18 protein-coding genes and 1 pseudogene are annotated in these 23,563 nt (G+C 62.7%); all 19 read right to left on the bottom strand.

The window, feature by feature from the left end; translation table 11 throughout:
• On the bottom strand, positions 1-1,950 hold a 1,950-nt coding region (locus PMI07_RS06545), incomplete at its 3' end, for an MG2 domain-containing protein (RefSeq protein ID WP_024163619.1).
• A 136-nt stretch (positions 1,951-2,086) separates the two neighbouring features.
• Positions 2,087-2,836, bottom strand: a complete 750-nt coding sequence (locus PMI07_RS06540) for an SDR family NAD(P)-dependent oxidoreductase (RefSeq protein ID WP_007754725.1) — start codon at positions 2,834-2,836, stop codon at positions 2,087-2,089.
• 2 nt (positions 2,837-2,838) lie between these two features.
• The gene (locus PMI07_RS35575) at positions 2,839-3,159 is read right to left on the bottom strand and encodes a DUF296 domain-containing protein (RefSeq protein WP_245277107.1); all 321 of its coding nucleotides are present in this window, start codon (positions 3,157-3,159) and stop codon (positions 2,839-2,841) included.
• 555 nt (positions 3,160-3,714) lie between these two features.
• Positions 3,715-5,343 (bottom strand): annotated as a pseudogene (locus PMI07_RS35570) (acyl-CoA synthetase); the annotation flags it as partial.
• On the bottom strand, positions 5,340-6,509 hold the full coding sequence (locus PMI07_RS06530) for an acetyl-CoA acetyltransferase (RefSeq protein WP_007754722.1): 1,170 nt from the start codon (positions 6,507-6,509) through the stop codon (positions 5,340-5,342). The pseudogene PMI07_RS35570 and the gene PMI07_RS06530, both read right to left, overlap by 4 nt.
• 16 nt (positions 6,510-6,525) lie before the next feature.
• A complete protein-coding gene (locus PMI07_RS06525; RefSeq protein WP_024163618.1) occupies positions 6,526-7,407 on the bottom strand; it encodes an IclR family transcriptional regulator in 882 nt (293 codons plus the stop codon).
• Positions 7,408-7,442: 35 nt separating this feature from the next.
• On the bottom strand, positions 7,443-8,462 hold the full coding sequence (locus tag PMI07_RS06520; RefSeq protein WP_024163617.1) for a TRAP transporter substrate-binding protein: 1,020 nt from the start codon (positions 8,460-8,462) through the stop codon (positions 7,443-7,445).
• 49 nt (positions 8,463-8,511) lie between these two features.
• Positions 8,512-10,368 carry a TRAP transporter large permease subunit gene (locus PMI07_RS06515; protein ID WP_037085690.1) on the bottom strand — a complete coding sequence of 619 codons (1,857 nt, stop codon included), beginning with the start codon at positions 10,366-10,368 and terminating at the stop codon, positions 8,512-8,514.
• A 327-nt stretch (positions 10,369-10,695) separates the two neighbouring features.
• Positions 10,696-11,499 (bottom strand): SDR family NAD(P)-dependent oxidoreductase, encoded by an 804-nt coding sequence (locus tag PMI07_RS06510; RefSeq protein ID WP_007774079.1) that lies wholly within the window; start codon positions 11,497-11,499, stop codon positions 10,696-10,698.
• Between the two features lie 122 nt (positions 11,500-11,621).
• Entirely contained in the window at positions 11,622-12,632 is a 1,011-nt protein-coding gene (locus PMI07_RS06505; protein ID WP_007774077.1) for an amidohydrolase family protein, read from the bottom strand.
• Positions 12,633-12,650: 18 nt separating this feature from the next.
• Positions 12,651-13,430, bottom strand: a complete 780-nt coding sequence (locus PMI07_RS06500; RefSeq protein ID WP_007774075.1) for an ABC transporter permease — start codon at positions 13,428-13,430, stop codon at positions 12,651-12,653.
• Positions 13,427-14,242, bottom strand: coding sequence for an ABC transporter permease subunit (locus tag PMI07_RS06495; protein WP_007774074.1), 816 nt, complete (start codon positions 14,240-14,242; stop codon positions 13,427-13,429). The genes PMI07_RS06500 and PMI07_RS06495 overlap by 4 nt, the downstream gene beginning before the upstream one ends.
• The gene (locus tag PMI07_RS06490; protein WP_007774072.1) at positions 14,239-15,033 is read right to left on the bottom strand and encodes an ABC transporter ATP-binding protein; all 795 of its coding nucleotides are present in this window, start codon (positions 15,031-15,033) and stop codon (positions 14,239-14,241) included. The genes PMI07_RS06495 and PMI07_RS06490 overlap by 4 nt, the downstream gene beginning before the upstream one ends.
• Positions 15,034-15,095: 62 nt before the next feature.
• Positions 15,096-16,079, bottom strand: a complete 984-nt coding sequence (locus PMI07_RS06485) for an ABC transporter substrate-binding protein (protein ID WP_007774070.1) — start codon at positions 16,077-16,079, stop codon at positions 15,096-15,098.
• Between the two features lie 68 nt (positions 16,080-16,147).
• The gene (locus PMI07_RS06480) at positions 16,148-17,434 is read right to left on the bottom strand and encodes an MmgE/PrpD family protein (RefSeq protein WP_024163615.1); all 1,287 of its coding nucleotides are present in this window, start codon (positions 17,432-17,434) and stop codon (positions 16,148-16,150) included.
• The gene (locus PMI07_RS06475; RefSeq protein WP_007767232.1) at positions 17,431-18,486 is read right to left on the bottom strand and encodes an aminopeptidase P family N-terminal domain-containing protein; all 1,056 of its coding nucleotides are present in this window, start codon (positions 18,484-18,486) and stop codon (positions 17,431-17,433) included. The genes PMI07_RS06480 and PMI07_RS06475 overlap by 4 nt, the downstream gene beginning before the upstream one ends.
• Positions 18,483-19,595, bottom strand: coding sequence for a Xaa-Pro peptidase family protein (locus PMI07_RS06470; RefSeq protein WP_007767231.1), 1,113 nt, complete (start codon positions 19,593-19,595; stop codon positions 18,483-18,485). The genes PMI07_RS06475 and PMI07_RS06470 overlap by 4 nt, the downstream gene beginning before the upstream one ends.
• 10 nt (positions 19,596-19,605) lie before the next feature.
• Entirely contained in the window at positions 19,606-21,315 is a 1,710-nt protein-coding gene (locus PMI07_RS06465; RefSeq protein ID WP_007767228.1) for a hydantoinase B/oxoprolinase family protein, read from the bottom strand.
• Positions 21,316-21,318: 3 nt separating this feature from the next.
• Positions 21,319-23,382, bottom strand: a complete 2,064-nt coding sequence (locus tag PMI07_RS06460) for a hydantoinase/oxoprolinase family protein (protein ID WP_007767227.1) — start codon at positions 23,380-23,382, stop codon at positions 21,319-21,321.
• Positions 23,383-23,563: the final 181 nt, after the last annotated feature.

The following is a 23,563-nucleotide window of genomic DNA, read 5'->3' as shown; positions in this document are numbered from 1 at the left end:
GTAACCGCCGAGCGAGCCGTTGTTGACCATGCGCCGATCCTCGACGCCATCGGGGCGCAGGAAAACGAAGGTGAGCGGCAGGTTCTCGATCGCCGTCGCATCGATATTGCGGGCAATCGCAGAAGCATGAACGGTCTCGCCGGGTCGGTAGATGCCGCGCTCCGTCCAGGGCAGGATGTCGATCGCACCCGGCGCCGGACGACCGGTGACGCCGCGGTCGGACAGGTCGAAACCGGCACGGGCCATGTCGAGGAAGACATAGTCCTGGCCGTTGTTCTGGGCGGCGAGCACGGCCGGCACCATGGCCGCCGTGCCGCGCATCAGGCCGGCGGTAAATACCGCGCGGCCATCCGCATCGGTCTTCGCCGTGCCGAGGATTTCGTTGTTCTTGGCGAGAAGCTGCAGGTCGACACCGGCCATCGGCTTGGCGCTGCCGAGCGAGCGGGCAAAGACGTTGAGACCGTCGGTGCCGGCATAGGTGGTGAGGCCGATATCCGAAACGACGAACCACTGGGTCGCCTTGGTATCGTATTCCTGGCTCGTCGCATTGGCGGCAGCCGCCGTCAGCATGTAGACGCCGGGCTTGCGGGTCGGCAGAGCCTCGTCGACGGGAAAGCTGGTCACCACGTCCTTGTTGAGATCCTGGGCGATATCGATCGTACCCTGCCAGACCAGTTCCCCGCTCTGCTCCTCGATCTGGCTCGCGTTATAGCCGTCCATCTGGGTCAGGAACTGCGAATTGGCCAGCAGCGGTGCGATGCTGCGGTCACCGACGCGGTAGAGTTTCAGATTGGCCTTTTCGGTATTGACCGAGACGATCGGGATGCCACGACGCGCGGTCGACGGCAGCACGAAACTGTCGCCGGTGAAACGCACGCTCGCCGAACGGTCCTTGACGTAGATGTCGATATCGACCTGGGCAACAAGCGGCTCGTCCACGGAAGACGGCAGGCCGCGGCGCAGCGACAACTTGTAGCGCTGGCCATGGGCGAGGCCTTCGACGCAGATCTGGTTGTCCTTGGCTTCCATCGCCTTCGGCGCCTGGCCGTTGAGCACGACGAAGGGCGCGTAATCGACACCGATCTTCACCAGCGGCTCGGAGAACTGCACGCAGACGCGCGGATTGGCGCTGTCGGCATCGACCGTGTTGCCGGTCATGCGGAAACCCTGGCGTTCGCGCAGGTCATTATAGGCAGCCTGGACGGTGCGGGCGTTCACGAGCGCAAGGCTCGCCTTGTAGGCGTTGAGTGCCGCACGATAATTCTGCTGCTTGGCAAGCGCTGCGGCGAGAACCGCCAGCGCATCGGCGCGGGTCTGGGTGGTGCGCGAAAGCTGGTAGCCGTTGACCGCGGCAAGCGTGCCTTCGCCATCGACCGTGCTGTTGTTCTTCGCAGTGCTGGCGGCACGGGCAAGCTCGATCCACAGCGCACCGTCATCGGGGATGATCGAGAGCGCGCCTTTGAAATTGTAGACTGCCGTATCGACATTGCCGGACAGGACCTGGCCCTGGGCGATGGTCTTGAGGTTCTCGACGCCATAACCCTGCTGGTTGTCGCCGAGTGTCAGGCCATCCTTCTGATCACGCGCCTGCTGGAGAACCTCTTCCGAGAGGAAGGACAGTTTCGGCGGGGCGCCGATATCCGGTTCAACCGCCGTGACGACGATCTTGCCGGCCGTAGCGCCCTGGAACGGGTTGAGCTGGCTGTAATCCGACTTGAGGAAGCACCATTTGGCCTTCTCGTTATAGGTGAAAGCCTTGCAGGCATTGTCGCCAATGCAGGCTGCCTCGCACTGGGGCTGGCTGACATTTTTCACGGTTCTGAGATCGAAACCGAGATAATCGCTGTTCGGAGTGCTTTCGATTCGCCGGTCGGCCGCGGTCAGCGGCGAGACGGAGGCGAATGCGGAAACGATGAGAGCGAGAAAGCCGAAAAACGCGCGCCTAGACATAGAAAGTCCCCCCGTGGCTGCCGTCGGAAGTTGCAGTTTTCTAATCTATCCCGTGACTTGTCAACGAACCTCAGCGAGTCGCGCCGCCTATTTTTATGAAGAGATTGTCATATCACGAATGGCGTGCCGGAACGGATCAGGCCATAAGCCCGGCAGCGGTAAATCCACCATCGACGGCGAGAATCTGGCCGGTCACGTAGGAAGACTGGCGCTCGTCGACGAGAAAGGCGATGGCCGTGGCGACCTCTTCCGGCCGGCCGTAGCGGCGCATCGGCACGGTGCGATTCCACTCCTCGCGTGTCACGGCCGTATGGTTTTCCTTGACCATCGGCGTTTCGACCGGTCCCGGCGCAATCGCGTTGACGCGGATCAGGTCGTCGGCAAGCTCGACGGCCATGATCTTGGTGAGCGTCACCAGCGCGCCCTTCGACGCGCCATAGGCGGAACGGCCGAGATTACCCTTGATGCCGGAGACCGAGGCGATGTGAACGATCGAACCGCCGCCGTTTTCCCGCATGATCGGCGCCAGAGCCTGAGACAATGCAAACGCGCCGACGACATTCACCTCATACATCCGCCGAAGCTGATCAGTCGTGGTATCGGCAAAACGAACGTTCGAACCGATGCCGGCGCTGTTGACCAATGCCTGAAGCGGGCTTTGAAGCGCCTGGCAACGATCGGCAAGCTCCGCGATCGCCTTTTCGTCGGTGATGTCGAGGATAACGGTGGTGAGGAGACCAGCGCGATTGCCGAGCCGTTCCATCAGCCGCTCGAGCGCTGCGGCGTCGCGGTCGGCGGCCAGCACATGCCAGCCGGCCTCGATCAGAAGCTCCGTCGTCGAGAGGCCGATACCCGATCCCGCACCCGTGACGACGACGCTTCGCATGTTCAGCTCTCCCGGTTTTCGATGATGACCAGTTCGAAGGTGACGCCGACCGGATTGTCGCCCCGCGCCAGCCGGCCGTGATAGATCGCGCCGTCCGTATCGACGACCGCGGCGTCGATCGAGGCCCGGAGCCCGTCCGGCGTGTTTTCGAGCAGGCCGTTCTCGATGGCGATCTCCGTCGCAAGGCAGACAATCCGGCGCCCATCCTCGAACACGGGCTCGTTGATGCTGCCGATGCCGTAGATCCGGGCGCTCTCGATGCCATGTGCCCGGCAGACGTCTTCGATCGCTATCCCGACATCCTCGTTCGGGCGCACCCGCATGAGGATCCCGTTGCCCTCGCCGCTCTCGCCCTTGGCGGAAAACAGCGTGAAATTGGTTTCGGGATCGGGGATCGACGAGAAGGTCGCGGTGGCGCTGCCATACCCTTTGACCGCGATCGGCCGGCTGACGATGCTGTCGAAGGGCAGCACATGCCCCATGCGCAGGGCGCCTTCGCCCGTGTCCCAGATGCCGTGACAATGCAGGAACGGAGCGCCGTCCCGTTCGCCGACCATTGCGGTCGCGGACTGGAACCTGCCGCCCGCTTCCGGCGCGAAAGTGGCGCTGTACCAGGCGGCATGGTCCTCGTCCGGCGAGAAGGCCGGCAGGACATAACGGAACGGATCGCAGGCGCCGCCCTCGACATTGAGGAAACCGCCCTTGCAGCCCGCCTCCGCGAAGATGCGCCCCACCTCGGCCATGAAGATCTCGCCGGGCCGCAGCACACCCTCGACCGGCTTCAACGCGGTCCGCACCGCCTCACGCCTGATCGGCGCGACAGGGCCCGGATGCTTGAGCTGGCGCAACGCCGGCAAATCATTAGCCGGCTTATTATTGAGTTCGCCGCGCGCCTGTAGCTCTTCGCGGATCATCTTCTTGGTGATCTTGCCGTAGGCGGATTTCGGCAGCGCATCCCAGAAGATGAAGCGCTTCGGCATCTTGTAACGGGACATCCTGCCGTCGATGAAGGCGAACAGGTCCTTCTCGGTGACCGCCGAACCCGGCTTGGCAACGCAGACGGCGATGCCGACTTCGCCCCAGAGCGGATCCGGCACGCCGAGCACCGCGACTTCGCTGATTGCCGGATGGGTGAGAAGTTTCTCCTCGATCTCGCGCGGATAGACGTTCGAGCCGCCGGAAATATACATGTCGGAGGCGCGGCCGGTGATGTAGAGAAAACCCTCCGCATCCATGTGGCCGAGGTCGCCGGTGCGGAACCAGCCGTTGCGGAACGCTTTTTCGTTGGCCTCCGGATTGTCGTAATACCCGGCAAAGACCGCCGGCCCGATACAGCAGATTTCGCCGGTCTCGTAAGGCCCGACCTCTTCGCCCGCATCGTTCTGGATCGACACCTGCATGCCGGTCCGCTCCATACCGCAGGTACCGATCCGGGCCGCCTCGCCGTCCTCGGGCGAATGCAAGGCCGGTGGCAGGACCGTTATCGCACCGGTCACTTCCCCGAGCCCGAAATATTGCACGATCACCGCACCGAGGCTTTTCAGCGCCCGCTTCTGGTCCTCGCGATACATCGGCGCGCCGGCATAAATGACGTAGCGCAGCGAGGAATGGTCGTATGTGTCGACGGCCGGATGCTCGACCAGCAGCTTCAAAATGGTCGGCACGGTGAACATCGTCGACACGCGCCATTTCTCGATCAGCGCCCATGCGGCGTCGATATCGAATTTTTCGGTCGGCAGAAGGATGGTCTTCACCCCATGCGCCACCTGGGTGAGTTGATGCACACCCGCGCCATGCGACAGAGGTGCGACGACCAGCGCAGCATCGGCTGAGGTGACGCCCGGCATCAGGTCGCAGAGATGGTTGTTGATCACGAAGGCCATCTGGCCATGGGTCAGCACCGCCGCCTTTGGCCGACCGGTCGTGCCCGACGTGAAGAAGAACCAGCAGGGATCGTCGCGTTCGACGCGCGCCTCGACCGGCCTCCTGCCACCGAACTCGTCGACAATAGCATCATAGGACGGCCCGAAATCCGCTTCGCCAATGGCAATGACGAAACCGATCTCCGGATTGTTCTCCCGCACCACCCGCGCATGATCCGGGAACGAGGCATTGCAGATCAGGCCGGTCGCGCCGCTCGCCTTGGCGAGATAGGCGACCTCTTCCGGCGTCTGCCGAAAATTGGTCGGCACCCAGACGGCGCCGATCCGGAAACAGGCAAACATGCTCTCGAACATCTGGTTGCAGTTCTGCGACTGGACCAGGATGCGGTCGCCCTTGGTCACCCCGAACCGCTGCTGCAGCGCCGCAGCCATCGCGTCGATGCGAGCCTCGAACTCTTCCCACGTCCACGTCTTCTCAGCCCAGACCAACGCGATGCCCTGCGGTTCGCGACGCATCGCCTGCGTCACGAACCGGGCGAGATTCATCACCCGCGTCGAACGGGGGCTGAGCCCGCCCTTCGGCTCAGTCCGATCGCCGACGCCAACCGAGGTCGTCGCATTCATTTCGTCCGCTCCAGGATCGACACGTAATTGGCGACGGCAGCGCCGCCCATGTTGAAGACGCCGGCCATCGTCGCCTTCGGCAATTGCATGTCGCCGGCTTCGCCGCAAAGCTGCATCGCCGCCATCACATGCATCGAAACGCCGGTCGCACCAATCGGATGGCCCTTGGATTTCAGCCCGCCGGACGGATTGACCGGCAGCCGCCCGTCCTTGCGGGTGATGCCTTCGCGGATGACGCGATAGCCCTTGCCGGGTTCGGCGAGCCCCATCGCCTCGTATTCGATGAGTTCGGCAATGGTGAAGCAGTCATGGGTTTCAACGAAACTCAGATCGTCGAGCGACACGCCCGCCTCCGCCAAAGATTTCTGCCAGGCCATACGCGCGCCCTCGAAAGCGATCGGATCGCGCCGCGACATGGCGAGGATGTCGTTGACGTGATTGTGCGCCTTGAAGGCGACGGCACGCTTCATGCCGGCCGCGACTTCCGGCGAGGCAATCACGATCGCCGCCGCACCATCCGAAACCAGCGAGCAATCGGTGCGCCTCAGCGGCGCCGCCACATAGGGGTTCTTGTCGGACACCGTGTTGCAGAAATCGAAGCCGAAATCCTTCTGCATATGGGCATAGGGGTTCTTCATGCCATTGGCGTGGTTCTTCGCCGCGATCATCGCAAGCTCTTCCGAACGGTCGCCATAACGCTGGAAATAATGGCTGGCGATGCGGCCGAAGAGGCCGGCAAACCCGCCTTCGACATCCGCCTCCTCCTCGCGATAGGAGGCCGACAGTAGGATGTCGCCGGTCTCCCTGGTGGGCAGCGCGGTCATCTTCTCGGCGCCGACGACCAGCGCGATCTTGCCGCGCCCGGCGGCGATGAAGTCGAGCGCCGAATAAAGCGCCGCCGAGCCGGTGGCGCAGGCATTCTCCATCCGCACGGCCGGTACATGATCGAACCCGTCGGCCGCCATCGCCACCAGCGCGCCCTGAAAATCCTGCTTGGAAAACCCGTTATTGAACACGCCGACGAAAATGCCGTCGACATCCCTGGCCGTGATGCCGGCATGTTCGAGGGCCGGATTGATCACCTCGGCCATCAATTCCCGTGTCGAGCCCGCTTCGGACTTGCCGAATTTGGAATGGGCCCAACCGACGATCTGCGCTCCTGCCATGACCTTCTCCTTTGTTTCAAACACGTTCCGGTGTTCTCGACCGTGACGTCTGCGGCGCTTTTCGAGGCGCCGGGTTTTCCGAACTGAACAGCGATTTCAGCTTGCCCTGGACCCGCTCGACCTCATGGGCCAGATGGGCCGCAAGCTCCTTCTGGCGCGCCTCACCCATGCGGCTGTCGATCGCGGCGATCGACAAGGCCCCGGCGAGCCGACCGTCGGGCAGCAGGATCGCCATGCCGATGCCCCACGAATTGGCGATCACCCGCCCGGGATTGAGCGCGTAACCAAGCTCACGCGTGCGGACGACGTCCTCGCGGATGATATCCGTCGAATAGCCGGGATACTGGGCGGCAATGACGCCCTCGATCCGGCCGAGGATGGCCTCCACGTCCGCATCCGGCAAGGCTGCCAGCATGGCTAGCGAACCGGCGCCGACGCCGAGCGGGTTCTGGTCGCCGGTCAGCAGAGCATGGGTGCGCACCGGATGCGTGCCCTCTTCGCGATGCAGGCAGACCGCATAGTCGTCACGCCGCATGGAGACGAAACTCGTGTCGGCCGACTTTCCGGAAAGCCGCTTCAGGCTTTCGCCCGCCATTTCCAGGAGGCCATGCCGGCGCGAGGCCAGCATGCCCAGCACATAAAGCTCCCCGCCGAGATAATATCGGCGGGTAAGCTCGTCCTGTTCGACGAGACGAGACCGCATCAGGGCCATCAGCAGCCGCCGGGCGGTGGGTTTGTTGAGGCCGCTGTCGGCGACCACATCGGCGAGCGCCACGCCCTTTTCCGCGCCGCGACCGACGATGGAGAGAAGCTGCAGCGCCCGCTCCACCGCCTGCGCACCCGAGCCGGAAGCGGCACCTTCCCGAAGACCCGACAGGTTTTCGATCACTTGTTCCATATGCCGCTTCCTACCCGATGCATGTCCGTCGCCGATCAGCTCAACGACTTGCCGATGGCCTTTTCGAGAATGGCCCAGGCCTCGTCGCCATATTTCGCCTTCCAGTCCTTGTAGAAATTGGCAGCGCGCAGCTTTTCCTGGAAAAGGGCGCCGTCGGGCTTGTTGAACTTCATGCCCTTGCCCTCGAGCTCGGCCTGGACGGTGGCGTTGAGGCCCATCACGTCCTTACGCTGCAGCTCGGCGGCGGCGTTGAAGTGCTTGGAGACTATGCCCTGCAGATCCGCCGGCAGCGCCTGCCAGGAGCGGCGGTTGAGCAGGATCCAGAAACCGTCCCACATGTGGTTCGTCATCGAGACGTATTTCTGCACCTCGAACAGCTTGGCCGTCGTCAGGATGGCGAGCGGGTTTTCCTGCCCGTCGACAATGCCGGTCTGCAGAGCCGTATAGGTTTCGGCGAAGTTGATGCTGGCGGGCGCCGAACCGAAGGCGGTGAACATCGAGGTCCAGAGCGGGCTGACCGGCACGCGGATCTTAAAGCCTTCGAGATCCTTCGGTTTTTCGATCGGTCCCTTCGATGAGGTGATCTGCCGGAAACCGTTGTCCCAGATCTTGTCGAGCGTCAGCAGCCCCTTCTTCTCGATCTCAGCGCGAACATATTTGCCGAGTTCGCCGTCCATCGCCGGCCAGACCTTGTCATAACTCGGGAAGGCGAAGCCGACGCCGTTGAGCGACGCATTCGGCACCAGGGTCGACAGGATGATCGGCGACAGGCTGAACATTTCGACGCCGCCCGAACGCACCTGGTTCAGCATGTCGGTATCGGCACCGAGCTGGCTCGACGGGAAGATGTTGATGGCCATGCGACCGCCGCTCTCCTCCAGGATCTTGGCGACCGCTTCCTTGGCGCGGACGTTCATCGGATGCGTGAGCGCCTGGTTGTTGGCGAACTTGTAGGTGAACTCGGCGGCATTGGCCGGCCGCGTGCGGATCGAAAAGGTGGTGGCGATGCCGGTCGTGGCCGCGCCCAAAAGAAGCGTTCTGCGATTGACGTTCATGAAATCCTCCTCCGATTTCAGTTCCCAGGTCTTTTTGGTCTCACGGCCTTCAAAGGAAAACCGTCGAGAAGTAGGGCACGGCTGCGATCACCAGAAGGCCGATCATCAGCGCGCCGATATAGGGCCAGATGGCCTTCATGGCGTCATCCGGCGAGACATTGCCGATCTTGCAGGCGATGTAGAAACCGATGCCGATCGGCGGCGTCATCAGGCCGATATTCATCGCCGTCACCACCACCATCGAATAGTGGATGTCGTTGATGCCGAGCGAGCGGGCAACCGGAAACATGATCGGCGCCATCAGCACGATCGCCGGCAGGCCTTCCAGCACGCAGCCGAGCACCATGAAGATCAGGATCGTGACACCCATGAAGGTCATCCACCCACCCGGCAGGCCCTGGACCGCCTGCACAAGCTGCGCCGCGAACCCCGTCTGGGTCAGTGCCCAGGCCATGGCGGAGGCGGCCCCCAGGATCATCAGGATCGCGCCGGACAGCGCCGCCGTCTCCACCAGCATGGAATAAAGCTTCTTCAGGCTGATGCCGCCATAAAGCGTCGCGCCGATGATCATCGCATAGAGAACGGCGATCGTCGAAACTTCGGTCGCGGTGGCAATCCCCTCGCCGACGGCGGTGCGGATCAGGAACGGCAGCACCAGCGCCGGAGCGGCGACCAGAAACGCCTTCTTGATCACCGAAAGCGGCGCGCGGCGAACACCGGCCATGGATTCGTGCCGCGCCTTCCAGCGCGCCAGGATCGCAAGCACCAGCAGCAGAACCATGGCGATCGCGAAGCCGGACGTGAACAGCCCGGCGATCGAGACGCCGGCGGCGGATCCAAGCACGATCAGCACGATCGACGGCGGCACGGTTTCCGCCATTGCCGCGCCGGTTGCCAGCAGCGCGATCATCTCTGGCGGCTTGTGGCCACGGCGCTTCATTTCCGGAAACAGGGCCGGCGCGACGGTCGCCATATCGGAGACCTTGGAACCGGAAATGCCGGACACCAGGAACATCGAGCCGAGCAGGACATAGGACATGCCGGCCCGGACATGGCCGAGCAGCGAGGCCAGCACCTCGACGATCGCCCTGCCCATGCCGGTCGCATCGAGCACGCAGCCAAGCAGCACGAAGATCGGCACCGAGAGCAAGATGATGCTCGACATGCCCTCGTCCATGCGGCCGATCATCACGAAGACCGGAACAGAGGTCGTGAACGTCAGAAATGCCAGCGTCCCGAGGCCGAAGCAGAAAGCGATCGGCACACCGAGCACGAGAAACAGTGCCACGAAACCGACGAGGAAGATCGGAATGTTCCAGTTGCCGATCTGCTTGAGGCTCGGCCCGACGAGCCAGAGCAACGCCGTCACGGCGGCGATCACCACCACCGACATCGCCACCTGCCTGAAGGTCGATCCCTTCAGCGCGTTGACGACGGCGAGGATCAGCATCAGCCCGACGCCGACCGGCAGGGCCGCGGCGCGAAAGCTCATCGGGATATTGAGCGCCGCCGAGGTTATGTAGGATTCCTCGATCGCATATTCATAGGCCGGACGCAGCATGACGCCCAGGAAGAGTGCCATCAGCAACAGGGCGAGCGTATTCGCCAACCCGTGAAGCTTCTCCGGCAGCATGCCGACGAAAAGCGTCAGCCGCAGGTGTTCGCTGCGGTCGACCGCCATGGCAGAACCGAGCATGGCAAGCCAGAGGAAGGAGATCGACGCCACCTCGTCGATCCAGACGATCGGCAGCGAGAAGATATAGCGGGAAATGACCCCGGCCAGCAGAAGCGCGATGATGCCGACGAGAAGTGCTGCGGCAACCGCCTCCACGGGGCGCATCCAGACGGAACCGCTCTGCTGCGGCGCCACGCCTTCGAGGCCGGCGAGCAGCGAAGCCTCGTCCATGGGCTCGATCGTATTATGGGCTGCCGTCACACATCATCCTCCTCTGTGCTGCGACGCGGACAGGCGGAAGAAATAGTCCGGATTGATCACGGGCCAGGCCGCAAATCCAGGCGGACAACGCCCCTCTCCGGCGTGACCGCTTCTCCTCCCGGCGTCCAGCTCCTCCAGCCATCCGCAGTGGTCCATGATCTGGATCTTATTCTTCTTCAAGTTGCCGGAGTTTGCTGAAGACAGACAGATTAGGCAAGCCTAAATTTGCCGCCAAAGAAGAAAACTTAGAAACCGATCCACATCATGGATCTCGCCTTGGCTGGACCTGCAATTGTCTCAGTTCAAGCTGCCGGACACTGTCACATGCAGCCCGCCATCGATCGGAAGCTCGACGCCGGTAATGTATTTTGCCTCGTCGGAAGCGAGGAAAACCGAGGCCCAGGCGATGTCCCAACCGTCTCCCTGGCGTTTCATCGGCGAAAGCGCGTCCCTTTTTGCTTTCATCTCATCGGCTGAACCATAGTAGCCGCTGATCTGTTTCTGGATGTGCGGCGTGTCCATCACGCCTGGTAAAATGGCATTGGCTCGGATGCCTTTGGCCGCATATTCGATCGCAATCGCGCGCGTGAAGTGGTTCAGCGCCGCCTTCGATGCATAATATGAAACGTAGGGATAACCGGTCCATCGGATGGAGGCGAGCGACGAAATATTGATGATCGCCCCGCCGCCCTGCTTCTCCATGATCGGCAAAACGGCCTTGCAGGTGAGGAAGGCGCTGGTGAGGTTCACGTCCATCACCTTGCGCCAACTCTCTTCGGTTGCCTCGGCCGCACCGCCCGGCAGGTTGATGCCGACATTGTTGTGCAGCACGTCGATGCGGCCGAAGCGATCCATGGTCGTTTCGACAACGGCAGCAATATCAATGGATTTGGTGACGTCGGCGGCGAGCGCCAGGCCTGTGCCGCCCTCGGCTTCGATGACGTCGAGCGTGTTTTGCGCCGCATCGAGATTGACGTCGACGCAGACGACGCTGCCGCCCTCGCGGGCATAGGCGACGGCGGCGGCCTTGCCGTTCCCGAAACCCGGGCCGACCGAACCGGCGCCGAACACGAGAACGACCTTGTTCTTCATGCGATCCATAAATTGCTCCTCCGAGCCACCCTCCCCGGCGGCTCGAAACAACTTAGGGTGCAGTTTCCGTTCGGTCCATGTTCAATCGCGAACAGAATATGTTCAGAAACGTATGTAAGCAGGAGCCGGGATCAGGCCGCCGCGGTCACCGGCATCTTCAGCCCGAGAATGCGCACCGCATTGTCATGGAAGATCTTCTGCTTCGTTTCCGCGCTCATCTCGATCTCGTCGAGAAGCTTCAGGCACACGACCGGATCCCAGCAGGGATAGTCCGTACCGTACATGACATTGTCTGCGCCGAAATAGTCGATCGCGAACTTCTGGCCGGCGGAATGTGGCGAGACCGTATCGGTAAACATCCGATGCAGGTAGTGGCTGACCGGCTTCGCCAGGCCTGCCGTCTTGGAGTTCTTGTCCATGCGGCCGGACTGGTAGGGCAGCGCACCGCCCGTATGCGACATGACGACCTTCAAGCCCGGATGGCGGTCCATCATGCCTGAAAGGATGAGGCGGGAAGCCGCCGCGCTCACTTCGACCACACGGCCAAGGCTCAAGTGCAGCGCATCGTTGTAGCCCTGCATGACATCGGCGAAAACGGCATCGGTCGGATGCAGAAACATCGGCAGGCCGAGTTCCGCGACACGGCTGTAGAACGGTTCGAGCCTGATATCATCGATCATGCCTTCCTTGCCGACGCTGCCCGGCAGGTTGACGCCCATCAGGCCAAGCCGGTTGACGGCATCGTCGAGCACTTCGATCGCCACCTTGGTATCGACGAGGGGAATGGCGGCGGACGCCCAGACGCGGCCCGGATAACGCCGCTGAGCCCAGGCCATTTCCTCGTTCCAGGCAAGTGCCGCATCGCGACCTTCCTCGATGGGAAGCTCGGAAAAATAGATCGAGAGCGGACCGATCGAGCAGACGACCGAGATATCGTGGCCGAGACTGTCCATATAGGCGAGCTGCTCGTCGAGATCGAACCATTCCTTCCAGCTCGCCACCGTGCCGCGCCGCCCATTGGCGCCGTGATAGGTATAGCCGCCGCGCGCGTTCACGACAGCCTTCGGAAACCCTTCGCGCTTCAGAAGCGGTTCGAAAATCGACCGCGGCCACCAGTGGAAATGGGAATCGATGATCTTCATGAGACTAACCTCGAAGTTTCAGCGGTTGCTATCGACGCGCCAGGAATCGGTCTTGCTTTCCAGAAATGACAAGATCTGGGTCAGCAGCACGCCGAGCACCACGACGATGACGATCGACACCATCATCTTGGTCGTCTGCATCAGCTGGCCGTAATAGGTGATGGCGTAACCGAGGCCGGCATTGGCGCCGAAGAGCTCGGCCACCACGACGCCGGTCAGCGCGCGGCCGACGCCGAGGCGAAGGCCGGCCATCATTACCGGCACGGATCCCGGCAGCGCGACGCGCAGGAAGATGTCGAGCGGCCTGGCCCCGAAGGAGCGCGCGGCGCGGGCAAGGTCGCGATCGGTATTCTTGATGCCGGACAGCGTGTTGGCATAGATCGGCGTCAGCGCGAAAAGGAAGGCGATCGCGATGATCGTCGGCGTGCCGTAACCGAGCCAGGCGACGAACAGCGGATAGAAGGCGACCGTGGGAGCCGAATATTTGAACCAGATGAACGGCTCCAGCGCCGCTTCCACATCCGCAAACCAGCCGGCCAGCATGCCGAGGACAATGCCGACCACGGCAGCAAGGCCGAGCGACCAAACGAAACAATACAGCGTCGCAGCCACGTTGGTGGCAACCGAACCGTCTTCGAACTGAGCCATGAACTCGGCGGCGACCTGGCTCGGCGTCGAGATGAAGAACGGATTGATGAAACCGGTATCGACGGCGATCTGCCAGAAAACCACGATGCCGATCATCGACAGGGTGCCAAGCACGAGCGCCTGGCGACGATAGAAAAGTTCGGCGATCATTTCGACCTCCAGTCGCGGACCTTGTTCTCCACGGAGCGGACGATGACGGTCAGCGTGTAACCGAAGGCGCTGACGATCAGTGCATAGACGAGCAGGCGGTCGATGCGCATGGCGGAACCATAAAGATTGAGCTGGTAGCCGATGCCGGCCTGCGACACGAACAGCTCTCCGACGATGACGCCGAGCACGGCGCGGCCGACGGCGAGCCTGAGACCCGTCAACAGCGCCGGCAGCGAGCCGGGCACCAGGACGCGCGTAAAAATGTCGAATCGGGTCGCCCCGAACGAACGCGCCATCCGGATGAACCGCGGATCGGCCTCGCTCATGCCGGCCATGGTGTTGAGGACGATGGGGAAAACCGCGCCAAGGAAAACCACTGCGATCTTCGGCGCCATGTCGATGCCGAGCCAGATGACCATGATCGGCAGCAGCACCAGCGTCGGGGCGATGTAGAGCGCCATCAGCGGCGGATCGATCAGGTAGCGGGCAATCTTCGAGGTGCCGAGCAGCACGCCGAGCGGAATGGACACGACGATCGCCAGCGCGAAACCGGCGACGAATTCGGTGAGGCTGATACGGGCGTGATAAAGGAAATTATCGTTCCTGAAGATGTCGATCGCCGCGACGAAAACTTCCGTTGGGCGGCTGGTGAACCGGCCATTCACCCAGCCCATGGTGGGAGCGATCTGCCACAGCACGAGAAATGCAAGGACTGCAAGCGTGCCGATCACCGCCGAGCGGGACGGACGCAGGAAGGAAAGGGAAAGCTGCCGGGTTTCCGCCGGTTCGGCGGTTATCTCTGCCGATCTCATGCGACCTCCTGCACCAGCTGCATGCTGGACATGTCTTCCGCCAGATGGGCGCGCAGACGCTTGCGCAATTCGTGGAAGGCGTCGCTGTCGAGGATTGCCTCATTGCGCGGGCGCGGCAGGTCTACCTTGATCACTTCCTTGATATGACCCGGATTGCGGCCCATGACGACGATCTTGTCGGCCAGGAAGATCGCTTCGTCGATATCGTGCGTGACGAACAAGGCCGTCTTCTTGGCGCGCTCCCAGATGCGCAAAAGTTCGGCGCCCATGATCTCGCGGGTCTGGGCGTCGAGCGCACCGAACGGCTCGTCCATGAGCAGCACTTCGGGATCGACGGCAAGCGCGCGGGCGATGTTGACGCGCTGGCGCATGCCGCCGGAAAGCTGGTGCGGATGATAGTCGGAGAACCGGCCGAGACCGACGAGGCGGATCATCTGCATGGCCCGCTCGTTGAGGTCGCCGCCGTTCCAGCGCTGCATTTCGAGCCCGAACTTGACATTGCCACGCACCGAACGCCAGGGAAGAAGGGATGCTTCCTGAAACACGACGGCCCGATCCGGACCTGGACCGGTGACTTGCTTGCCATCGATCTCGATCGAACCACGCGTCAGACTGACAAGCCCCGCCACCGCCATCAGGAGCGTGCTCTTGCCGCAGCCGCTTGAGCCAACGATGGTGACGAATTCGCCCTTTTCGACCGACAGCGCGACGCTGTCGACGGCGGAAAACACCTCGTTGCTCTTCGGCTTGCGGTAATCGATCCCGAGATCGCGGATTTCAATCTGCGCCACTGCTTTCTCCTCCTGGAGCGGGCCTCCGCCCGCTCTCGCTATACTATCATACAAACGGCAGCTTATTTCGGCTTCCACTCGTTGTAAGTGTCGTGGAAGGTGCCGACCCAATACTTGTCCAGAGGCATCGGCTCCTTGTAGCTGCCGTTCATGATGCCGATGTCCCAGAAGGTCTTCATGCCAGCTTCGCTCGGCATGCGACCGTCTTCGAAGATTTCGTCCATGAAGTCGTCGTAACCGCGGCTGAGATAGGTCTCTTCGAGGCCGAGCTTGGAAGCGAGAAGCTTGACCGACTCTTCCTTGTTGGCCTTGGCCCAGCGTACCGCTTTGGCAAAACCGCGCAGCACCGCCTTGATGGCGTTCGGATCGTTCTTGATGAAGTCCTCACGCGCGTAGAAGACGTGGAACGGGAAGTCTGGTGCAATCGACTTCTGCTGCAGGATCAGGTTGAAGCCGCGGTCGGCGGCCATGAACTTTTCCGGCGTCGCGAAGATGTTGACTTCGAGCTGGCCGGCTTCCATTGCAGCGAGACGCGGCACGGAGCCGCCGCCCTGGACGATCTGCACTCCGCTCTTCGGGTCGATACCCTTTGTCTTCAGCGCATAGCGGGTCAGGAAGTCGGTCGACGAACCGAAGGTCGAGATGCCGAAGCGCTTGCCCTTGGCCTCTTCCAGCGTCTTGATCGACGGCACGGCGTACCAGTCGAAGACGGCCATGTTGAAGCCGCCGTAGAAGATCTTCACGCCCTGGCCGGTCTCGACGCCGACAAGCGCTTCCGAGAACGCGCCGACGCCGATATCAACGGCACCGGCGACCATGCCGCGCACGAGATCCGTACCACCCTTGAAGGCCACGACCTTCACGTTGACGCCCTCTTCCTTGAAGAAGCCCTGGGCATCGGCGACATAGATCGGCAACAGGGTCGAGGTATTGAGCGGAAGGCCGATCGTGATGTCCTTCTTCTCGATCGCCTGGGCGCTCGCCGCCTGCCAGGACAGCGCGGCAAAAGCCGCCGCTGTCGCCATGGTTTTCAGAAATTTCAACATTCTCTCCTCCTTGTGCGATGCCGGCACTCCCTGCGGCATCTGTTTTTTTCGTAAATTCCAGGGTCTCTTCAGGCCGCCTCGCTCCTTGGGAAAGAGGCATCCGTAAGTTTCATGAGGAGGCTGCGGGCCTCCTGAACGGCGTCCGCGTCGGCATTTGCAAGAGCGGTTTCGAGCCGCTGCAATTGCTGCGCCGTAGCAGTGGAAAGGCTTTCGAGCTTGCGGCCGAGCATCACTTGCGCGGCGTCACCGGAAGTCTGTGGCCAGATGGCCTCGCGTGTCTGTCCCTTTTCCGTAACGACAACACGCGCTGGCCAATCTTCGCCGGCGAGCGTGTCATTGGCCGTGATCGTCACCCGCTTGGCGAAGGCCAGGACATCCGAATTGAAGGGACGAGCGCGGTCGACATCCATCAACCGTGCCGGCTCGAAGGCGGCGATGCCGAACTGCAGACCGAGATGGGCGATGGTCGATAGACGATCTTCGGTCGCAAGCGGCCGGCTGACGACGGGCGCTGCGACGGGTGGCAGAAAAACCTCGACACTATCGACGGCACCGGGATCGACGCCCTTTGCCAACAGGTGACGGAACGCCTGGATCGCATTGACGCCCTGGCGGGCGGAGACGAAAGGCTTCATGCCCACCCGCGCAATCGCCAGCGGATCGACATGGGCAGGTTCCAGGGCAACGGCGGCCGCCGCCTGCCCCTTCATCCAGTCTGGAGAAAGAAGTTCGAGATCGCCCTTGATTCCGGCTTTCGCAGCAAGCGCCGCACGAATGCCCTTCAATGTGGCTTCGCCGATCACCAGCCAGCGCGCCGACGGCATGCCGGAAGGGCGGCCATTGCGCCCGGAACTGCCGGCCATCGATAACACCAGCGCCTGCGCAACCTGTTCGCCCGAAAGGCCGAGTGCGATCGCCGCACTGACCGCCGCCACGGCAGGCGCGGCGAACAGGCCCGGCCAGGTTTCCGGCAAGGCTGAAACGCCGCCGACGGCTTCCGAAAGCGCCACGCCGACGGCGTGACCGGCGGCAACCGCCTTCACATACGCCTTATAGTCCTGCGCAAAAATTAGCGCCGCCGGTACCGCCATGGCATCGGGCGTCGCGCAGGAAGGCACATGGATCGCGTCCCATTCCGTGAAACGAATAACCGCCGACGCACCCGCAGCTGAGGAGATTGCGTCGCCGGCACCGGTTTCGCGATAGAAGGCGAGTAGTGAGGCGCCTTCCTTCGCACCGGCGCCGGCCGCCAGACATGCAAGCGCGTCGACGGTATGCAGGTTGACGAGATCGCGGAGTTTTTGGTCTCCGCCATCGATCGTCTTGAGAATGGAAACGAGATCGCGTGCGTTCATTCGGCCGCCTCCCGCGCTGACATGTCACCGAGCCCGACCGGACGCGACGCGACGATCGTCTCGCCGTCGAGAATGACGGCTGTCGTCAGGATGCCGTAGGGGACCGGCGCGGCAAGTGGCGTTTGCGCATCCGCCACGATTTTCAGCGGTCGGGTGCCATGCGGCGCTTCGAGATGCCAGTCGATCAGCTTGGCGCCATTGGGCAGATAGAAAGCCGAAATCGAGCCGTCGGCGGCAAGGGCGGGAGAAGCCCTGTCCAGCTCCGCGCTCACGGAGGAGAGGCGCGCGGCGATTTCGGAAACGGCTGAGAAGGTTTCGATCCGGCGGACCCAGACGCCGTTATAGGCGATCGACAGGCGCACCGCGAAGGTGCGGCCGAGTTCTTGCCTGCCGGTACGGATGAAACGGCGATCCTTGGAAAGATCGGGAGCGACGGCGACATAGCATTCTTCGGCGCCGGCAAGCCGCGCGGCCCGCTCGACCGGACCCGTGAAATCGCCGGCGTATTTGCCGTTAATATCACCCGCCTTGAACGCCTCGCGGGCGATATTGTCGGTGTGGCGCACGAGATCGAGCTCGGCGCGATCCGCCTGGCCGCGAACCGCGGTGAAAAGCTCCGTCGCATCGGAAAGCTCGACCGGCAGGACGGACAGGATCTCGTCCACCACGCCGCCCGGCATACGGTCGAGCTCGACCACGCCGAGACGTTTTGCCCCGACCTGGGCCAGGCGTTCACCAGCAAGCTTGCCAGGGAACGGCGAATGGGCAACTTCGAAGGTGGGGGCAACGGACTTCACCCATTCGCCGACACGCTTCGACAGCGCCGTCAGGAAGATCGGCAGGCCTTCGCGCAGCACCAGCACCAAGCCGTCCGACCAATAGGGCGTGAAGCCGGAGACCCAGGTGACACCGGCCGAGCGCACATGGTTGGTATAGATCAGCACGCCATCGAGACCGGCAGCGGCGATCGCCTGTTGCAGTCTCACCTGCCGGGCCTTCACGTCCGCGAGGGAAAGTTCATTCTCGCGCCACAGGATCAGACCGTGTCTCATGCCGCTGCCCTCCGGGCGCCGACCGAGAACAGTTCGCGCGGCGTCGTCGTCAGGATTTCCGGACCATCGGCGCGGACGATTAGCGAGTCGCCGTGCACGAAATAACCAATCTCCGGATTATAGGTGTTCGGGTGCACGATCAGCGACATGCCTTCCTCGATCACCGTGTTCACATCTTCGAGAATGTGCGGCTTGGTATCCGGAAAGAGGCCAAGGCCATGGCCGCGCACGCGGGTATATTCGCTGGTCACATACTCACCGAGGCCGTGGGCACGAAAAATGTCGTTCTCGGCGCGGGCGATGTCGGCTGCCGTCACGCCGGGCTTCACCACGGCAAGGCCGGCTTCCAGCGCATCGTTGTAGATGCCGAAAACCTTGCGCTGAGCTTCATTCGGCTCGCCGATGACGAGCGTACGGCAGATCTGGACGTAATAGCCGTTGACGCAAGGGGTAAGCTCGGTCGTCACCAGATCGCCGGGCTTCAGGATCTTGCCGAGCGGCGGCGCCATGCCGCGCACTTCCGGGCCGCCGACGCCGATAATCATGAAATTGTCGTCGACGCCTTCGTTGCGGAAGAAGGACTCGATCTCGGCGATCAGCTCGTAGTCCTTCTTGCCGACGGCGGCGGCATTGCGGAACACCGCATAACCTTCGTCAGCAAGTCGTGCAGCGCTGCGCACCGCGTTCAGCTCGTCGGCGGATTTCACCATCAGCAGGCGATCGACCAGCGCGGTCGCGTCCTCGAAACGCAGGTCGCCGCGCTGAGCGGCAAGCCCATACGGCAGATGCCGCTTGGGGCCAGCGGCGATGCGGCTGTTGCCGAGCCGGGCGATGACGCCGGACACCGTGCCGATCAGGTCACCCACCACGACAGTCTTGACCTCCGGGCATTCGACCGCGGCGCGCTCACCTTCCAGCTCGTCATCGAGATAGAGGGTTACCTCTCCATCACGGGTGACGACCGCCAGCCCCTCGCCTTCGAGAATGCCGAAATCGGCGGCATAACGCAGGTAGTCGTTCTGCCAGGCATTGCCGTAGAGCACGAGGCCGTCGAGCCCCGCCTCCTGCATCGCGTCGATCAACCGTTTCTTGCGGATTTCGCCGATCATCGCCATGTCCTCAGCCGTTCACTGCGATGCGGCGCGGCATCTGCGGTTCGGCATAACCGTAGTCACGCACAGCCGCTTCCCTGGAGACCAGACCATTGGCGATATCCTCGTCCAGATCGGTGCGCGAGCGCTTTCTGGGGTCGCCGTAACCGCCGCCGCCAGCGGTGAGGAAGGTGATGCGGTCGCCCGGCGCGAAGTGGACGTCGGTCGCCTTGTTGACCCGCTGCTGCGTGCCGTCGGCGCGATCGATGATCGCCACGCTGACCTCGCCGGTATGGCCGCCATGCAGGCCCCAGGGCGGGGTGACGGTGCGGTCGAAATTGATGTTGCCGCGGCAGGCGCGCAGGCAGCGATAGGTGAGCTCGATGCCGAGACCGCCGCGATGTTCGCCGGCGCCGCCGGAATCCGGCCGCAGGGCGTGCCGTTCGACGATGAAGGGATACTTGATCTCCTGCAGCTCGACCGGTGTATTGCGGACGTCGCCCTGGCAGACCGAGACGGCCGCGGATTCGCCGTCCTCATGCGGGCGACCGCCCCATCCACCGCCGAAGATGTTCATCAGCAGGAAGCGCGAACCATCTTCGTAGAAGCCGAAGAAGGAGCAGCCGCCCATGTCACCCTTGTGGGCGGCCGGGATGAGTTCCGGCACGGCCGGCGCCAGCGCCTTGAGGATCGTGTCGATGACGGTCGGCAGCGCGATGCTCCACTGGCCGAGTGCGGCGGGCGGACGGGCCGACAGGATCGTGCCGTCCGGCAGGTCGACGTTGAGAGCGCGGAAGCAGCCTTCGTTGACGTCGAGTTCCGGCGAGGTGAGCGCCTTGAAGGCGACGCGAGCCGCCGCGATGCCGCCCGAACGGCCGGAATTCAAGGGGCCGTTCACCTGTGGATGCATGCCATGGAAATCGACAGTGATGGTCGAGCCCGACACAATCACCTTGACGGCGATGCGCAGCGGCGTCGCCAGATCGCGGCCATCATTGTCAAGGAAGCTTTCGGCGGAATAGGTACCGTCCGGAATGCGTTCGATCACCTGGCGGGCGGCCTTGTCGGTCTGGTCCCAGATGGTCTCGACGCAGCTTTCCACCACGCCGCGGCCGTAACGGGCGACGAGTTCGGCATAACGCTTGGCGCCGATCTGGCAGGAGGCGACCTGGGCACGCAGGTCGCCGAGGCTGGCATCCGGATAACGGATATTGTCCTGGATGATCTGGTAGAGCGTGTCGTTGAGTTCGCCCGCCTTGTAGATCTTCAGGGACCGCATCTGCAGGCCTTCGGAGAAGATGTCGGTGGTTGCGTTGGAGCCAAAGCCCTGGCGACCGCCGCCGATATCCACCCAATGGGCGCGGTTGGCGGCAAAGCCGATCAGCTCGCCGTCATGGAAGCAGGGCGCGTAGACGACGACGTTGTTGAGATGCTGGCCGCAGATATGACCGTGGTTCATGACGAGGACGTCGCCTTCCTCGAAGCCCTGCAGCCCGTATTTCTTGATGCCGTCCTCGACGGCGATGCCGAGGTCGGCGAGGAAGATCGGCAGGCCGCCGCGGTTCTGCGAGATCATCCGGCCGGTCGTGTCGATCAGGCCGCAGCAATAGTCGCGGACCTCGTAGATCATCATGTTATAGGCTGATTTGCAGAGCGCCTCCGCCATCTCGTCGGCATAGGCGACGATGGCATTTCGGACGACTTCAACGGTGATCGGATCGTTCTTCATCGGGGTCATGTCTTATTCCTCGCTCTGCTTGGCGAGCGTCACCAGGAGATGGCCTGCCTCATGGACGACGACTTCGTCGCCGGGATGGATCAGGATGGTGGAATTCGGTTCTTCGATGACGGCAGGGCCGGTGAGCCTGAAGCCGGCCGGCAGCGCCGGGCGCCAGTAGATCGCCGTCTTCAGCGGCTTTGCCGCATCGTTGAACACCACGTCGCGGCTGCCGACTTCGGCTTCGGCTTCCGGCTCCCACGGGCGGGACAGCCATTCCTCGGCGACATTGTCGGTGCGGGCGGCGGTCAGGACCAGGCGAAGGCTGACGATTTCCAGCGCTTCGGTCGGCGCCGACTGGCTGTAGCGGCGGTCATGCTCGGTGTCGAAACGCTTGCGGACTTCGCTGGTGTCGCCGGACAACATGCCGGTGTTCTCGATCGGGATCGAGATCGCATGTTCCTGGCCAACGTAGCGAAGATCGGCAAAAAAGCGGTGATCCGCCTCGTTCTCGGCAATGCCGTCGCGCTTCATCTGCTCGCGGCCGGTGGCGACGAGTTCAGCATAGACCTTCTCGACGCCCGCCTCGGAAAGCTCGCCGATGCGGCCGATGAAGGTCTGGACGAAATCCTGGCGCCAGGATGCCATCAGCATGCCGAGGGCCGAGAAGGTGCCGGGAAGCTTCGGGATGATCACCAGCGGAATGTAGATTTCGCGGGCAATGGCGATCGCATGCAACGGACCGGCGCCGCCGAACGCGATCATTGCCGTATCCCGGGGGTCGATGCCCTTGTTGATCGAGACGGCACGGACCGACAGGGACATTGAGCTATCGGCGATCTTCGCGACGCCAAGCGCCGCCTCGACCGGATTGAGCTTCAGCGTGTTGCCGACCTTGCTCAGCATCGCCTGTTCGGAGGCAGCCTTGTCGAGCGGCATGCCGCCATTGAGGAAGCGCTGAGGGTTGATGCGGCCGAGAATGAGGTCCGCATCGGTGACGACGGGCAGGTCCGCTCCCTTGCCATAGCAGGCAGGCCCCGGGTCGGCACCAACACTCTGGGGACCCACATGCAGACCACCCGCATTGTCGACCCAGGCGATCGAACCGCCGCCGGCCCCGACTTCGACGATATTGACGACAGGCAACTGCATCGGCTGGCCATCCGCCTCTTCGCCGATCACGTAACCGGTTTCGATAGCCGGCGCTCCATCGGTGATCAGGCTCGACTTGGCGGTCGTGCCGCCCATGTCGAAGCCGATGCAGCGCTTGAGGCCGAGCATTTTAGCGAGACGTCCGGCGCCGATCATGCCGGCAACCGGGCCGGATTCCATCATCGAGACCGGCTGTTCCTGCGCCTGGCCGATCGACATCACACCGCCGTTCGACCGCATGATATGGATCTTGCCATCAAAGGCGCCGGAGCGGAGATAGGTTTCGAGCCGCTTCAGGTAACCCTCGACGCGGGGCCCGACAAAGGCGTTGAGTGCAGTCGTCGACGACCGCTCGTATTCGCGATACTCGCGCAAAATCTCGTGCGACAGTGTCACGAAGATATTCGGCAGCGCCTTGCGCAGCATGTCGCCGACGCGACGCTCATGGTCCGGATTGGCCCACGAATGCATGAGGCACACCGCGACGGATTCGGCGCCGGCCGCTTCGATCTCTGCAATCACCGCAGTAACCGTCGTCTCGTCAAGCGCTTCCAGCACTTCGCCGGACGCAAGGATACGCTCCGGAATTTCAAAAGTCAGGCTGCGCGGCACCAGCGGCTGGGGACGCTTGAAGAACAGATTGAAGGCCTGGATACGGTTCGAACGGCCGATCGCGTAAACGTCGCGGAAGCCGCTCGTGGTGATCAGCGCGGTGCGGGCGCCCTTGCGCTCCAGAACCGTGTTGATGGCGATCGTCGAACCGTGAAGAATTTCGTTGAGTTCGTTGGGATCGCAGTTCGCAAGCTCGAGGCTGCGGGCGATGCCCTGGGTCGGATCGGCCGGCACGGTCGACGTCTTCGACGTCACGATCTTGCCGTCGACATAACCGACGAGATCGGTAAACGTACCGCCAATATCAATTCCGACAATATTCATGCGTCCTCCTGTCCGCATGGAACCCATGCGGAATACTGTATCTTCGCGGATTGGGCCGAGACCTCGGCCAGCGGTGGCAGGAACACTCCGGCTGACGATTAAGGCGTCAGGCTCCCATTGAGATTGTTCATGTCATTCCTCATCCTCGAACAGCATTTGATCCATTCGAACGGCAACTAGC

This window comes from Rhizobium sp. CF080 (genome assembly GCF_000282095.2).
In the GTDB taxonomy this organism is placed as follows: Bacteria; Pseudomonadota; Alphaproteobacteria; order Rhizobiales; family Rhizobiaceae; genus Neorhizobium.
The sequence above is the reverse complement of the archived record's forward strand: the minus strand, read 5'-3'. Positions and strand labels throughout refer to the sequence as shown.